14 protein-coding genes are annotated in these 16,162 nt (G+C 39.7%); 13 read left to right on the top strand and 1 reads right to left on the bottom strand.

What is annotated here, in order from left to right:
- Window positions 1-764 precede the first annotated feature (764 nt).
- The 6 genes from vanR (at window position 765) to ACE198_RS17855 (ending at window position 7,117) form a co-directional block, all read left to right on the top strand.
- Entirely contained in the window at window positions 765-1,460 is a 696-nt protein-coding gene (vanR, locus tag ACE198_RS17880; protein WP_375376510.1) for a vancomycin resistance response regulator transcription factor, VanR-F/VanR-M family, read from the top strand.
- Entirely contained in the window at window positions 1,453-2,556 is a 1,104-nt protein-coding gene (locus ACE198_RS17875; protein WP_375376509.1) for a HAMP domain-containing sensor histidine kinase, read from the top strand. Before vanR ends, ACE198_RS17875 begins: the two co-directional genes overlap by 8 nt.
- A 100-nt stretch (window positions 2,557-2,656) precedes the next feature.
- Window positions 2,657-3,562, top strand: coding sequence for a VanY-A/VanY-F/VanY-M family D-Ala-D-Ala carboxypeptidase (vanY, locus tag ACE198_RS17870; RefSeq protein ID WP_375376508.1), 906 nt, complete (start codon window positions 2,657-2,659; stop codon window positions 3,560-3,562).
- Window positions 3,559-4,071, top strand: a complete 513-nt coding sequence (locus ACE198_RS17865; RefSeq protein WP_375376507.1) for a VanZ family protein — start codon at window positions 3,559-3,561, stop codon at window positions 4,069-4,071. The genes vanY and ACE198_RS17865 overlap by 4 nt, the downstream gene beginning before the upstream one ends.
- 5 nt (window positions 4,072-4,076) lie before the next feature.
- Window positions 4,077-4,985, top strand: coding sequence for a Gfo/Idh/MocA family protein (locus ACE198_RS17860; RefSeq protein ID WP_375376506.1), 909 nt, complete (start codon window positions 4,077-4,079; stop codon window positions 4,983-4,985).
- A gap of 242 nt (window positions 4,986-5,227) precedes the next feature.
- Window positions 5,228-7,117, top strand: a complete 1,890-nt coding sequence (locus ACE198_RS17855; protein WP_375376505.1) for a GDSL-type esterase/lipase family protein — start codon at window positions 5,228-5,230, stop codon at window positions 7,115-7,117.
- 117 nt (window positions 7,118-7,234) lie between these two features.
- On the opposite strand, the gene ACE198_RS17850 is transcribed toward ACE198_RS17855, so the two are convergent.
- A complete protein-coding gene (locus ACE198_RS17850; RefSeq protein ID WP_375376504.1) occupies window positions 7,235-7,672 on the bottom strand; it encodes a VOC family protein in 438 nt (145 codons plus the stop codon).
- A gap of 215 nt (window positions 7,673-7,887) precedes the next feature.
- On the opposite strand from ACE198_RS17850, the gene ACE198_RS17845 reads away from it, so the two are divergent.
- The 7 genes from ACE198_RS17845 (at window position 7,888) to galE (ending at window position 16,000) form a co-directional block, all read left to right on the top strand.
- Complete coding sequence (locus ACE198_RS17845) at window positions 7,888-8,907, top strand: ATP-binding cassette domain-containing protein (protein ID WP_375376503.1); 1,020 nt, start codon at window positions 7,888-7,890, stop codon at window positions 8,905-8,907.
- Entirely contained in the window at window positions 8,904-9,716 is an 813-nt protein-coding gene (locus tag ACE198_RS17840; protein ID WP_375376502.1) for an ABC transporter permease, read from the top strand. Before ACE198_RS17845 ends, ACE198_RS17840 begins: the two co-directional genes overlap by 4 nt.
- A 512-nt stretch (window positions 9,717-10,228) precedes the next feature.
- On the top strand, window positions 10,229-10,915 hold the full coding sequence (locus ACE198_RS17835; protein ID WP_375376501.1) for a response regulator transcription factor: 687 nt from the start codon (window positions 10,229-10,231) through the stop codon (window positions 10,913-10,915).
- On the top strand, window positions 10,902-13,013 hold the full coding sequence (locus ACE198_RS17830; RefSeq protein ID WP_375376500.1) for a HAMP domain-containing sensor histidine kinase: 2,112 nt from the start codon (window positions 10,902-10,904) through the stop codon (window positions 13,011-13,013). The genes ACE198_RS17835 and ACE198_RS17830 overlap by 14 nt, the downstream gene beginning before the upstream one ends.
- Before the next feature lie 166 nt (window positions 13,014-13,179).
- Window positions 13,180-13,506 (top strand): hypothetical protein, encoded by a 327-nt coding sequence (locus tag ACE198_RS17825; protein WP_375376499.1) that lies wholly within the window; start codon window positions 13,180-13,182, stop codon window positions 13,504-13,506.
- Window positions 13,507-13,645: 139 nt separating this feature from the next.
- Window positions 13,646-14,638 (top strand): aminoglycoside phosphotransferase family protein, encoded by a 993-nt coding sequence (locus tag ACE198_RS17820; RefSeq protein ID WP_375376498.1) that lies wholly within the window; start codon window positions 13,646-13,648, stop codon window positions 14,636-14,638.
- A 327-nt stretch (window positions 14,639-14,965) separates the two neighbouring features.
- A complete protein-coding gene (gene galE, locus ACE198_RS17815) occupies window positions 14,966-16,000 on the top strand; it encodes a UDP-glucose 4-epimerase GalE (protein ID WP_375376497.1) in 1,035 nt (344 codons plus the stop codon).
- The last annotated feature ends 162 nt before the right edge of the window (window positions 16,001-16,162 follow it).

The raw sequence follows: 16,162 nt of genomic DNA, 5'->3' as shown, positions 1-16,162 counted from the left end.
AAGTTCGGACATGGATGCCTTTGAAAAACACTTGATCTGTCCGAAGACGCCCGAAGTTCGGACATGATTGCCTTTAGAATCACCAGAGCTGTCCGAAGGCAACCGAAGTTCGGACATGATTGCCTTTGAAAACACCAGAGCTGTCCAAAGGCGCCCGAAGTTTGGACATGAGTGCCTTTGAAAACACCATAAGCTGTCCGAAGAGTCCACGAATCGAAGAATTATGTAGGTTTATGAGAAACCCATTTGATTTTGTTGAAAGATGGGTTATTTCCTGCGGAATTATTAAATGTATTTCGACATTCTTCTTGCTTACTTTGCTGCGGGAATTCAAATATATCAATACCTACAGAAGTTTTAACCAAACGTTTGAATAGTATAGCATATAGGGTATTTAGTCGAAAGCGTGTCGGGTGGTGACGATCACAGCATAACCGACATTTTTCTCTTATTTTTCGTACATGTTTCAACAACTTATTTTTCCATAGTGAAGGACTAAGCTAGATACATCAATGGCTACAGGGGAACTAATCAAACGTTTGATTAGAGGAGAAACTTGTTGAAGTTGGTCGATGGGAGTCCAGCGAAAACTTCACAAACGGGTCAGATTCTTGAATATAAAAAGGAAATAATAGAAAATAAAATACAAGCCCTAAAATCTACCATATTAGCTCAGATTCTGCTGATAAGGTAACATCGAAAATTTTTATAGGGTATCGGAAATAATAAATACCCAAATGCAACTTGATATAGGAGTGGAATAGATGAAACGGATATCGATTTTAATTGCTGATGATGAGGAGGAGATAGCGGATCTGATTGCTATCCACCTAGAAAAGGAAGGATACCATTGTCTTAAAGTAGCTGATGGGCAAGAGGCCATCCATGTTATCCAGACTCAGGTCATTGATTTGCTCATTTTAGATATTATGATGCCGAAAATGGATGGATATGAAGTAACCCGTCAGATTCGGGAACGATATAATATGCCTATCATTTTTTTGAGCGCGAAAACTTCTGATTTTGATAAGGTCCATGGACTCGTGATTGGGGCAGATGATTATATGACGAAACCATTCACCCCGATTGAATTGGTTGCTCGTGTAAATGCTCAATTGCGGCGTTTTATAAAGTTAAATCAACCCAAAGTAGATTATAAAGCGATCTTGGAATTTGGCGGGCTGGTGATTGCTCCTGATCAACGTACTGTTATGCTCTATGGTGAAACCATCGAGCTAACGCCGAAAGAGTTTGATATTTTGTATTTATTAGCCAGTCATCCGAAGAAAGTTTATGGAGTAGAAAATATTTTTCAGCAGGTTTGGGGCGATGCCTACTTTGAAGGTGGGAATACGGTAATGGTGCATATTCGTACCTTACGGAAAAAACTTGGGGAAGATAAAAGGAAAAACAAGTTGATCAAAACCGTTTGGGGAGTTGGGTATACATTCAATGGTTAAATTTAAACGCAGTTTTCGCTCCAAAATCGTCGTATTATTTGGTTTAAGTATGCTTCTGGGGGGTGGAATCACTTACATAATCTTCAAAGGACTCCAGCTTTATTATCATACAACGGTTCGTCGTGAAGACCCCTTGGCTGCACTTCGTCAATTTATCGCAAGTATTGGAGACATTAACTTCTTTTTCCTGCTATTTATCTCCTTTTCGATCTTGTTTTTCTATTTACTCACCAAGCCCTATTCTACCTATTTCAATGAAATATCAAACGGAATTCATTATCTATCTCGCGGGGACTTTAAACATCGGGTTTCTATCCAATCAAACGATGAATTTGGAGATATTGGACAAGCAATTAATCTGGCGAGTGAGAAATTAGAAGAAGCCATCCAAAGAGGAGATTTTTCAGAAAACAGTAAGGAACAGTTAGTTGTCAATTTGGCCCATGATTTACGTACGCCGCTAACGTCTGTTTTAGGTTATTTAGATTTAATCCTTAAGGATGAGAAGTTGACTAAAGAACAAGTCAGGCATTTTTTAACGATTGCCTTTACTAAATCTCAGCGGTTAGAAAGACTGATTGATGAATTATTCGAAATCACTCGAATGAACTATGGCATGTTACCAATTGAAAAAAAGCAAATTAATGTAAGTGACCTGCTTCTTCAATTAAAAGAAGAAATGTACCCAATCTTCGAGAAAAATAACTTGATGGCCCGAATGAATATTCTGCCCCATTTACCTATTTGGGGTGACGGAGAGATGTTAGCTCGTGTGTTTGAAAATCTTTTGACCAATGCCAGTCGTTATGGATATGATGGTCAGTTTGTAGATATTAACGGGTTTGTTGAGGCAGGGGAAGTGGTTATTCAAATTGTTAATTATGGAGATCATATTCCTCCGGATGAACTTCCATACCTTTTTAATATGTTTTATACCGGTGACAAAGCACGAACCCATCAAGAAGATAGCACAGGTCTTGGTTTATTCATTGCAAAGAATATTGTGGAGCAGCATGATGGAACCATTACAGCCGAAAGCAGTTTAATCCGGACTGTATTTGAAGTTCGTTTACCGCAGGAAATGGACCAAGTTTAAAAATTTCATTAGGATTTAAGAAAAATTTAAATTTTACCCTACTCTTTTTTTAAAAAGTTTTTCCTATTCTAGTTTCTATCAGAAGAAGGAGGAACTTGAAATGAAGAAGTGGGGATTTTTATTGTTTTTAGTCGTATGTCTGAGTTTTGCATGGGTCTATAAAATATGGTCTATTCAAGATAAAGTAGAGGTTCAAAGATATGAGTATTTAGATCAGAGCGAGACCTCTGAAAGTTTCGAAACGAGAGAGATGACAAAGGATCAGGTTTTTCAAGGAAATTTACTTTTGGTGAATAATGAGTTTCCGGTTCACCCAGAAAGTGTAAAATCAGATGTGGTTAATCTATCTACTCATAAAGAAATGACAAAGGGATACAGTTTGCTTGCCAACGAAATAGAATTGTCAGCGGATGTTGCCCATAAATTTTCGGAGATGATCGCTGCGGCTGAAAAAGACGGGGTTCACCATTTTTCTATTAATAGCGGCTTTCGAGACTTTGAGGAGCAAAGTGTCCTGTATCAAGAAATGGGGTCTGACTATGCCTTGCCTGCAGGCCATAGCGAACACAATCTCGGTTTATCACTTGATGTAGGATCGACTCAAATGAAGATGGATGTAGCACCTGAAGGAAGGTGGATCGAGAAAAACGCTTGGAAATACGGCTTTATTATACGCTATCCAAAGGACAAAACGACCATCACAGGCATTCAGTATGAGCCATGGCATATTCGCTATGTGGGATTGCCGCACAGTGCGATTATGAAGGAAAAGAATTTTTCTTTAGAAGAATATTTGGATTTCCTCAAAGAACAAAAGTCCATTATCACTACTATACATGGCGAAAAATATGAAATCACCTATTATCCTGCCAGCAAAGATACGACCATTCATGTGCCTTCCAATCTCAGTTGGGAGCTATCAGGGAACAATATGGATGGGGTCATTGTGACCGTGTTTTCCACAACAGCACCTTCTGATCTCAAGGGGGCGAGGATGGCGGAATGAAATTAATAAACAAAATGATTGTTTTAGCACTGTTTGTTTTTTATATGTACGCAGTATTTAGAATTATTCTGTTTAAGTTCCACTGGAGAGATATGACCTTTCTCGTGCATCAACTCCAATGGAACCTTAGAAACCCTGATCTTCTCATGTACCAATGGCAAAGAGGGAATTTTACCCCGTTTCAAACCATATTCATTAATATTCACAGTCTATCGGGGTGGCATGATTTAAGTAATTTCGTTGGGAATATCGTCGCGTTCATCCCATTTGGAATGTTTCTTGTCCTATTGTCTAAAAATAAACGGATGTCATTCATAGGTGTATTCGCTCGAACTTTGAGTTTAAGTTTAGGCCTGGAATGCTTACAGGTTGTTTTTTCTCTCGGAATTTTTGATGTGGATGACCTACTATTAAACACCTCTGGGGGATTACTTGGCTATGGTGTTATCAAGCTTTATACTAAGTTTAAAGTAAATACATCAAGCATTGTTCAAGATAGAATGGAGTGAAGAAGATGAAAATAGCAATTATTGGATTGGGTGATATTGCTAAAAAAGCCTACCTGCCTGTTCTTTCGGAAAAGGAAGGGATTGAATTAGTGCTTTGTACAAGAAATCAAGACACGTTACACCGCTTCTCAAAAAAATATCGGATTCCAGAAAAGGTTCAGTCGGTAGAAGAACTGATTAAAATGGGCATCGATGCAGCCATTGTGAGTACGGCGACAGAGGCCCATTTTGAAATAGCTGAAACATTACTAAGAAATGGGATCCATACATATATTGATAAGCCGATATCGATGAATATTCATGAAACCAAAACCATTGTTGAGCTGGCAAAAGAGAACGGTACGATCGCCATGGTAGGTTTTAATCGAAGATTTATCCCGAAAGTCAACGAGCTGAAAGAAAAGGGAAAAGCCAACTTCATTATCATGCAGAAAAATAGATTTTCAGCGCCAGATTTTGTACGAAGGTTTGTTGTGGAAGATTTTATCCATGTTGTCGATACACTCCGGTTTTTAATGGATACTGAGGTCAAGGATGTCAAGGTAGAGTACCTTAAAAAGGGTGAAATGCTGGAGCATTTGGTCATCACGCTTCTTGGAGAAGGGTGTACCGTTCTCGGGATCATGAACAGAAATAGCGGGGTCACAGAAGAAATCATTGAATACACGACAGGGCAGGATAAATACGTCGTAAACAGTCTCGTAGAAACCACGCACTATCATAATAAAGAAGTAACTATTTCAAAATTCGGTGACTGGGAGCCGACCCTGTATAAACGCGGCTTTTATCAATTAATAGATCATTTTATTGAGTGCGTTCAACAAAATCGCACACCGGAACCATCTATTGAAGATTCACTGATTACCCATGAAATTTGCGAGAAAATAGTGACATCTATTGATTCGAATGAATAGAAATGATTTCAAGATGTTCATATCACAATACAAGAAGGTCCATTCCAGACATGAACGGAAATGGGCCTTCTTGTATTTTTTTAAGGCTTCGACTGCTTACTTTTTCAACTTCTTAGTTTAGTAGGTTTCCATACTATTTATCTATAAAACATCTTCTAAAAACAGTACTTATATACTATACTATTAATGCAATATTTAAATTATTGCAATAGTTAGAAAGTTATATTTTAAGGGGGAATTTTATGAAGAAATCACTCTTCGCTATCGTTTGTGCGCTGGTCATGTTATCGGTTCCTTTATCTGCCTATGCACATCCAGGTAGGACGGACTCTAATGGGGGGCATTATTGCTGGACAAACTGTGAAAAATGGGGACTTTCCTACGGGGAATATCATTACCCGAATGGGAAAAGTTCAAGTGTAAGCCCAAAGGAAAGTACAAAAGTAAAGACCAGTAGTGCAAAAAAGAGCGGTTGGAAAAAAACGAATGGAAAACGATATTACTATGTTAAAGGTGTAAAACAAAAAGGCTGGAAGACCATTGGTAGTAAACGTTATTACTTTGACAAAAACGGTGTCATGAAGACGGGATGGCTTACATATAAAGGCTCTAAATATTATTTAGATAAAAACGGTGTGATGAAAACCGGCTGGATCACCGTCAAAGGCAAAAAGTATTACCTTAATAAGTCAGGTGTGATGAAAACCGGCTGGGTTACCGTGAGCGGCAAAAAATATTACCTGGATAAGTCAGGTGTAATGAAAAAAGGCTGGGTCACCGTAAGCGGCAAAAAATATTACCTTGATAGTTCAGGTGTAATGAAAAAAGGCTGGGTCACCGTAAGCGGCAAAAAATATTACCTTGATAGTTCAGGTGTAATGAAAAAAGGCGGCTGGATCACAGTAAGCGGTAAAAAATATTACCTGGATGGCTCAGGCGTGATGAAAACCGGCTGGATCACCGTAAGCGGTAAAAAATATTACCTGGATGGTTCAGGAGTCATGAAAACCGGCTGGGTTACCGTAAGCGGTAAAAAGTATTACCTGGATGGCTCAGGTGTAATGAAAAAAGGCTGGATCACAGTAAGCGGTAAAAAGTATTACCTGGATGGCTCAGGTGTAATGAAAACCGGCTGGATCACCGTGAGCGGTAAAAAATATTACCTGGATGGTTCAGGTGTGATGAAAACCGGCTGGGTTACAGTCAGCGGCAAAAAGTATTACCTGGATGGCTCAGGCGTAATGAAAACCGGCTGGGTAACAGTAAGCGGTAAATGGTATTATCTTGATAGCACAGGTGTGATGAAAACCGGTTGGTTAGATGTATCAGGGAAAAGGTACTACCTTAATACCGACGGGTCAAGGGTCACAGGCTGGAAGCAAATCAATGTCAAATGGTATTTTTTCAATAAAGATGGAGTAATGGCAGCCAATACCACAGTGGATGGCTATAAATTAGGTGCAGATGGAGCACGGATTCAAGTCCAATATGTTGCTTTAGGTGATTCCTTAGCGGCTGGTATGACTCCTTATGGAGTAGATAGAATTCCGGTAGACGGAGTAGATTTAGATTGGGGATACCCAAATTATATTGCTGCGAATTTTGAAAAGTCCTATCAGTTGCTAGATTTTGATAACTTTGGTGTGTCTGGATATAAAACGGATCATGTCATAGCTGATTTCAGTAGAGCAGACGTCCAAAAAGAAATAAAAGAAGCCACTCATGTCACGATTGATATTGGGGCGAATGATCTGCTTGCCGTCCTTCCAGCTATTCAAGCAAATCCAACTCAGGCTCCAGCAGAGCTTGGAAAAATTTCTGTAAAGTTGAACACCATTTTAAGCACAATCGACCAATTGAATCCGAATGTGAAGGTTTATGTGATGGGCTATTACAACCCATTCCCATATATCACTGATGTGCAGCAAAAAGCGCAGTTAGAACAATTATTACTCTTATTTAATGGAGAGATTCAATCACTGGCCATACAGAATGGTGATACGTTTGTACCAACTGCACAAGTTATTAATGTAGCAAATTTTGCAGAGTACCTTCCAAATCCAGCAAACATTCATTTGAGTCTCGCAGGCTATCAAGTAGTGTCTGAGGAATTCTGGAAAGTGATGAATTAATCGTAGAATAGTAATTATTACATTAGGCTGCCATACCATGACAGCCTAATTTTTTTTCAGCTAACGCATCGGATGGTGCATGTAGAAATCTTTAAAGCTGGTGGTCCAACTCCATATTTAGCTGATTTTCTCCGCCAACTCTAAAATAATTCCCTCTGGGCCGCGAACGTAGCATAGCTTATAACTATCTTCATATTGCTGTATCTCACTAAAGATTTCCGTGCCCTTCTTTTTCAATTTGGCAACAATTGCTTCAATATCTTCAACAGCAAAGCAAATATGCCGGATACCTAGCGTATTTGCCAAAGGTTCCTGAATACCATTTTCATCTGCCGGCGTATAAAATTTGACTAACTCGATCCATGCCTGACCATCTGGCATCCCCATTCCTACACATGCCGTTTTAACATTATTCAGCCCAACGATCTTGTCTAACAGTACTCCATCCAATTCCCATTCCGCCTGCACTTCAAGTCCTAAATCAAGAAAAAACGCTTTAGCCGCTGAAAGATCATTTACGTTAATACTCACATGATCTATTCTATTGATCTTCATATCTCATACCTCCTAATACGCCTACAATTTCCCGTCTTTGACCACCATTATAGAGCGATAGTTCGGATAATGGCAAATATCATCAATGAATCCTAACACGGCATTTTTAAAAGCCCATGTAAATAAAGGGGCAAGCCTAGATGAAATTTGTTCATCTTGAATTCACAAATGTTTGGTACTCTCTTATGTATTCAGATTGATGAGGAGGAGATGGAATGAGTCTTATAAATGGAAAAACCGCCTTTCCGGAAAATGGAGATTGGGCGGTGGAGGCGCGTGGACTTGTTAAAACGTTTGGCGACAACCGTGCTGTTGATGGGGTAGATTTGAACGTACGTGCAGGAACCATTTACGGTGTCCTTGGTCCCAATGGAGCAGGGAAAACGACCACCATCAGAATGCTGGCGACACTTTTGCGAGCAGACGCAGGTTCAGCAAAGATCTTTGGTTATGATGTTGTAAAAGAGGCACAGATTGTACGTCAACTCATTGGAGTGACTGGACAGTACGCGTCCGTTGACGAGTCACTTAGTGCAACGGAGAATTTGGTCATCTTTTCTCGATTGTTAGGACTAGGCCGTGCGGAATCAAAGCGGAAAGCAAACGAGTTGTTGGAGGAATTTGGCTTAACGGAAGCTGCCAAACGTCCATTGAAAAATTTCTCTGGTGGTATGCGGCGCCGATTAGATTTAGCTGCAAGTCTGATTACACAGCCGCCGCTGATCTTCTTGGATGAGCCGACCACCGGATTGGACCCGCGAACACGGAATCAAATGTGGGAGACCATCCGCCGATTGGTAAAGATGGGGTCCACGGTATTGTTAACGACGCAGTACTTGCAAGAGGCAGATGAACTTGCGGATCGGATAGCGGTTATCGACCGTGGCCATGTGGTTGCCGAGGGAACGGTGGACGAATTAAAAGCGTCCGTTGGGAACTCATCGTTACATTTGCGATTAGAAGATACAAAAGATATGGAGAACGCTCGTCAAGCAGTTGAGCGGGTACTCAAAGTGAAGTCGAGTGTGTCGTCCGAAGGTGTGAAGATTATTGCACCAATGGCCGATGCAAATAAAGTGACGGACTTACTGATCGCGTTCCGTGAGTCAGGAATCCAATTGGCGGAGTTGAGTGTACAAAAACCGACACTCGACGAAGTTTTTCTAAACCTTACGGGTCATGGTGTAGAGGACCCGTCAACTAAATGGGGAGAAGCAGTGGAGGTGGGCAAATGAGTAATCATACGAAGTCGTTTTCTGAGCGCCCATTAAAGAATAACACGAGTTTCGGTCAAACAGTCCGTAACTCATTTACCATGGCCTATCGTGGGTTGTTGAAAATTCGCCGCACACCTGAACAATTATTTGATGTTACGCTTCAGCCCATCATTTTCACTCTGATGTTTACTTACATTTTTGGCGGGGCGATCTCTGGGAACGTCCAGAACTATTTACCCGTCATTATTCCTGGGATCCTCGTTCAAACGGTGATTTCCACCTCCATTGTCACTGGCGTCCAGCTGCGGGAGGACATGGATAAAGGAGTGTTTGATCGATTTAAGTCATTGCCGATCGCACGTATTGCTCCGTTAGCAGGAGCGTTGTTGGCAGATAACATTCGGTATACCATTGCCACTGTGCTTACTTTTGTTATGGGATATATTATGGGGTATAGACCTGATGGGGGCTTAGGTTTTGTCGTCATCGCTGGCATACTTGTGATTGCCTGCTCTTGGGCAATTAGCTGGATTTTTGCCTTCTTCGGTGTGATTGCACGAACGGCTTCAAGCGTACAAGGAATCTCGATGCTCGTGCTGTTCCCGCTTACGTTCCTTTCTAATGCGTTTGTTCCAGTTGAAACCATGCCTAATTGGCTTCAGTGGTTCGTGAAGATCAATCCCGTGTCGCATCTTGTGACAGCTGTCAGAGAGCTTGCCAATTCGGGAACCATTGGGATGGATTTCGGCATCTCCCTCATTGGGGCTGCTGTCATTGTCGCCATCTTTGCACCGATCACCGTACGCGCATATATGCGCCGAGCGTAGAAAGGATTTAGCTGAGGGGTCATGTCCCCTTTGCTTTTTTCAGTTGAGTTGAGCACCCCAGCGGATAAATAGACGGAAAAATTCCGCTTATTTCAAAATTATTATTAAAAAAGGCTTAAATAGGCGGAGAAATTCCGCCTATCTACTCGGGAAACGATGAAAAGGGGAGGTTTTGCACTACATAACCGGAAAAATTCCGCTTATTTACCCCGAAACGAGCTCCATTTTTCATTTAACCGGAAAATCTCCGCTTATTACTTTTGCAGGTTACTCAATGAATGAATGACTGGCCTCCTTATTTAAAAAGAAATGCAGTTCTATAAACTAATAAAGATGCTCGCCAAATTTACTTTGGCGAGTTTTATTTTTAAATATATACCCATACCACAAATACCCGTGTTAAGAAAATCTTAAGATTTTCATCATGTGTTTGTTAAGATTTACTTGATATGATTCTTTTTGCAGGCATACTAAAAGGAAATAGTAAAGGCCAGAGTGGGGAGTGAATTTCCATGAACGTGTTGATTTGTGATGATGATAAGGAGATCGTCGATGCGATCGGAATTTATTTAGAAAATGAAGGATATCAACTATTTAAAGCGTTTAATGGTTTGGAAGCCATCAATCTCATCAAAGATCATGAGATTCATCTGATTATCATGGATATTATGATGCCAATGATGGATGGGCTAAGGGCCACGATGAAGATTAGGGAAGAAAATAATATCCCGTTGATTATGCTTTCTGCTAAATCGGAGGATTCGGATAAAATTATCGGATTGAATATAGGGGCAGATGATTATCTCACTAAGCCGTTTAATCCCCTCGAGTTGATCGCAAGGGTGAAGTCCCAGTTGAGGAGATATACCACATTGGGAAGTCTTGAAACGAAAAAGAATGTCTTTCGGACGGGAGGACTGGTCATCGATGATGAAAGTAAAATCATTACAGTCGATGGGGAAGTGGTCCATCTTACACCGGTGCAGTATAAGATTTTGAAATTGCTGACGGCTAACGCCGGAAGAGTTTTTTCGATTGAGGATATCTATGAAAGGGTATGGAATGAAACCTCATTTAGTCCTGAAAATACCGTATCCGTACATATTAGAAAAATAAGAGAGAAAATAGAAATCAATCCGAAGGAACCGAAATATTTAAAGGTGGTGTGGGGAGTTGGATATAAAGTTGAAAAAATTTAGCCACGTATTAACAACGAAAATCATTGTTTTGATGATTGCAGTCGTTTGTTTGACAGGGATCATCCAAGCGGTGATCCAGGTGGAGGTAGCCCATGATGGCTATTTTGGCATGGTGATGGAAGAGGACTATCTTTCAAGTAATGCATATATTAGAGAAAATGAAAAGATTGTGGACAATCTTACTACCCTTCTTAGGGAATATAAGAGTGAGGACCATATTATAAAGGGCGGATCGATTCGTGAAGAAAGATTAAGGGATGAAGCAATGGGGTTATATTCCGATTTTCAGCAATATTCTAAGAGCTATCGGCCGGATTTTAGTGAAGCGGAGAACTATTCCACCTTTCAAACAGAGTATGCCGACAAGATTAAACCGATTCGGGAAAGGTTGATCAGGGAGGATTTAAGGAATTATCATGCCTTATTGCAAGAGCTCACGGAGCAGAGAAATCCGTTGTTTTATGCCAGTGATGGTGTAAATGTCTATACGAACACGACAATGAAAGAAAAAAGCCAGTTTAAAGAGTATCCTGCATATCTGGTGTTTGGGGATTATAAGAGAGAGGTTTATCCGAAAGAAATCGAAGAGAGTGAGCAATTTCGATTTATTACAGATCCAATTGAGGAATTGAACCAAGACAAGACGGTGGTATATATTGCGTTTACCGACGACTTTTTAAGCCAAAAAATAAACGAGTGGAATCAAGATAAAGCACTGGTCACAAAGAATCTTTCTATTTTAGCAGCATTTTTGCTAGGTTTCCTCCTTTCCTTTGGCTATCTCCTCCTCGTTACAGGAAGAAGGTCATTTAAAGATGACCATGTACATCTTCATACAGTAAACAGATTATACAATGATATCAATATCGCGCTATGTATTAGCTTAATGACCATTTGGGGAACATGGATGGATAATGTGGCACAACAAAACATTGATAAAATGGCCATTCCTATCACGATCCCGATTTCAGCCGTCGTATTTGTGCTGATTCTCTCACTGGCTAAACATATTAAAAATAAAACGTTCTTTAAACATACCTTGATTTTTGCGATTATCCATAAGCTTATCACTATTGTAAGAAATGTCTATGAGTCAGGAAATGTCGCGGTTAAGACGGTATTAATCGTCATTGGCTACCCATTATTGGTTGCGGTAACGTTTTTTATGTTCCCGGTTACCATTGGTCTGGCAGCCTGGTTTGCTTATAAAAAAGTTAAGAGTTTTCAAGTGATTCAGGATGGAGTGGAAAGGATTAAGGCTGGAAATCTTCAGCATCGAATCGATGTAGTGGACCGTGGGGAGTTTAAAACCCTTGCGAACAATATCAACAGCATCACGGATGGATTGACTATGGCTGTTGATCGTGAACTCAAAAGTGAGCGTTTAAAGACGGAGTTAATCACCAATGTATCTCATGATATTCGAACACCGTTAACCTCCATCATTACGTATGTGGATTTACTAAAAGGGGAGGAGGTCACGCCAAGAGCTGCCGAATACATCGAGATCTTGGATCAAAAATCAAAAAGACTAAAACTACTAACGGATGATTTATTTGAGGCGGCTAAAGCGACGAGTGGAAATATTTCCGTTGATTTTGAGAAAATTGATATTGTGTCTTTAATTACCCAGGGGCTTGGCGAGGTAAATGATAGAATTGAAGCCTCCCATTTGCAATTCAAGCTGAATCATCCCAAGGATAAGAAGTATATTAAAGCGGATGGAAAATTACTTTGGAGATCGATTGAAAACCTATTATCGAATATCTTTAAATATGCGCAAAGTGGTTCCAGAGTTTATATCGATATCGAGGCTGACGATCGTGAAATTCAGCTTAGCTTTAAGAATATTTCCGCCTATGAGTTAAATATTTCAGCAGATGAATTAATGGAACGTTTTAAGCGGGGCGATGAATCCCGATCCAGCCAGGGCAGCGGGCTGGGGTTATCAATTGCAAAAAGCCTCATCGAAGCTCAAAAGGGTAAATTTAACATCCACGTGGACGGAGATTTATTTAAGGCTGTGATTACTTTCCCTATGGTGCCTCCTATGGTGCCTGACACCCACACGAAAGATGTGACCGATCATCCTTTTTAAACCGCTTTACAGCAAAACTCTGTACTTGTTACAGAGTTTTTTTATTAATGGGGCGGCGGCCTATGGTTACGCGATGGGGAGACTTAGGTTAGGTACCCTGCCATCGGTCAATACATATAATAAAAACTACAGGAAGTTTATTGATTTAATAGAAGGAGAAAATTTTATGCTTACTGAAGCGGATGCATATAGAAAAGACGGCTTTATAACTGTAGTCCTCATTGGTCAATCTCCCACACCATGTGATGAAGTAGTAGTACTCGGTCATAATCCAGCAAACGAATTTGGTCCTGCTCGAATTTTTCTTAGAGAAGGCAGAAAACCTGGAATGGAAAATATGTTTTGCATACAGACATTGGGGAAAATATGGAGTATCAATCGAATCATTCCTGACCGATATTCTCCGATTGTTGAGATTTATATCAATGACCAACTGGTTAGGGAAATTCGGGTGATAGAATTTACAGAATTGGGATTTCATAACCTGCATTAAATGATATATTTAACACGACTGATGATCTTTAGTTTGTGTAACTACCTGATGCCAAAGTGAGAATCAGAGCTGCCGGTGTGTAGCTCTTTTTTGTACGAATAGGGCAGGATAATAATCAAAAGGAAGAAAAGGAGAACGGATGGAGATTAATAATAGGATTACTGCTATATTGAATGATAACTATGGAATTGAAGCAACTTCAATAGAACAACGACCAGGCGGCTGGTCGGCTTTAGCATTTTTCGTGGAAGATAAATGTGAAAAGTATTTTTTAAAAGTATATGACAAAAGAAAGCCGTCCATTGTTCCGTGGATTGAGGCAATTGATAGATATACTCCCTTAGTAAAGTGGATGTATAACCATACTGATTTAAGAAACAATCTTGTTAATCCAATCTTAACCAAATTGAAAAAGAATAAATGCGAGGACGAGCAGTACGTTTATTTACTTTCAGAATATATTGAGGGAACTACAGTTGCCGACCAACAGCTAAGTCAAAATCAGGTAAATGAGCTGGCTAAGATTCTTGGAATACTTCATAATAACACTTCTAACATCCCTTATGAATTAAAACAGCAACAAGTAAACGAAAGTTTCGACATAGATTTCTGCGAAAACTTATCTTTTTTTATTCATTACGATTTGGATCATACAGATGATAACGTTTTAGAAATTGTGAAGCCTTATACAGGCACTTTATTAGATAAGATTAACAAAATGAGGTATTTATCCAATACATTGAAAAGCAGACCCTGCCAGTTTGTTTTGTCCCACGCAGATGCTCATAATTGGAATGTGATGCAAGGGAAATCCCTTATGCTTATTGACTGGGAATGTCTAAAACTTGCTCCACAAGAACAAGACCTGATTTTAATCATTACAGAGCCATATGCTAGACAATTCTTAAATGAATACAAGAAATATATGAAGTATGAGACTCCTGATTTTGATGCCTTTGAATTTTATTTCTTAAAGAGAAAACTTGAAGATATTTGGGCGTGGATTAAGAACTTACGTTTTGAGGGTCTTGTAAAATCAGAAGATGTAACACTCGAGTTTCTAAAGTCGGGCCTTGATTCCTGCACAAGAACTGAGAGCTTTCGGTCGGACATTCAAAAAGTCTTTAATTAAAAGGTAAACTAAATACTCTAGTTGAACTAGCGGTGCCTGACACCACCCCGTTTAAAGTTCACCTGAGTCATTAATAGATCAAGTGGAAAGTCCCCTATCATGAGCAGATAGGGGATTTATTATGTAATTAATAAATTTTTTAAATAGTAACTAGTCTATGTTAGAGCTGATTTTTCAAAAAATTAACAAATTAGGAAGCCCTAATGAGTAATTTTTATGTATAATAAAATTAGAATATTCCCATTTTTGTATTTATTTAAGTTGAATTAAACAGCTGCATCTTATGCATTTTGAGTAAATAAGTGCTTATAAAAGGAGAGTTGGTCAATGGCGATTTTGGTAACAGGCGGTGCTGGATATATTGGAAGTCATACTTGTGTAGAGCTGCTATCTGCAGGCTATGAAATTATTGTTCTAGATAAATTATCAAATAGTAAACCTGAATCACTAAGTAGAGTGAAAGAGATAACTGGTAAAGACTTTTTGTTTTACGAAGTTGACTTGCTTGACCGAAAACGACTTGAGGATGTGTTTTCAAACCATTCGATCGAAGCTGTTATCCATTTTGCAGGACTCAAAGCGGTTGGGGAATCCGTTTCGATCCCTCTCCATTATTATCATAATAATATCACTGGAACGCTTGTTCTTTGTGATGTGATGAAGAAATATGGTGTGAAGAATCTTGTATTTAGTTCATCTGCAACTGTGTATGGTATGCCAGAACGGGTACCTATTTCTGAAGATTTCCCACTAAGTGCAACCAATCCATATGGCCGGACTAAGCTTATGATAGAAGAAATTCTTCGTGATCTACATATTGCAGATGATAGCTGGAGTATTACCTTATTGCGTTACTTCAATCCCATTGGAGCTCATGAGAGTGGCAGGATTGGGGAAGATCCCAATGGTATCCCTAATAATTTAATGCCGTTTATTACTCAGGTCGCTGTTGGGAAAAGAAAAGAGTTACAAGTGTTTGGAAATGATTATCCAACGGTGGATGGTTCGGGTGTAAGGGATTATATTCACGTCGTTGACCTTGCACTAGGCCATTTGAAAGCGCTTGAAAGAGTAAAGTCTTCCATTGGTGTGGATGCTATTAATCTTGGAACCGGAACTGGTTATAGTGTATTAGAAATGGTAACAGCTTTTGAAAAAGCAGCTGGTGTGAAAGTTCCGTATAAGATCGTGGAGCGCCGGCCTGGAGATGTGGCCGTTTGTTATGCCGATCCTTCAAAGGCAAAAAATGTACTAGGATGGACTGCTGTAAGAGGAATTGAAGACATGTGCAGAGATTCTTGGAGATGGCAGGAGAATAATCCGAATGGGTATGAGACGAATATAGTGGTAGAATCAAAGTGAATGTTAACTGAAGGAAACAGGTACATACCGAATATGGTGTGACTGTTTCCTTTTTTTATGGGGAGAGTTGACATTTTTCTCAGGTGTCCTAGTGGAAAAATCTAGGAATGATGGGGGCTGAAGTAACTTTTAATTAAACGTTTGTGTAGTTTCGAAAATGTG

It is taken from the genome of Neobacillus sp. KR4-4, assembly GCF_042136325.1.
Taxonomy (GTDB): Bacteria; Bacillota; Bacilli; order Bacillales; family Cytobacillaceae; genus Neobacillus.
The sequence above is the reverse complement of the archived record's forward strand: the minus strand, read 5'-3'. Positions and strand labels throughout refer to the sequence as shown.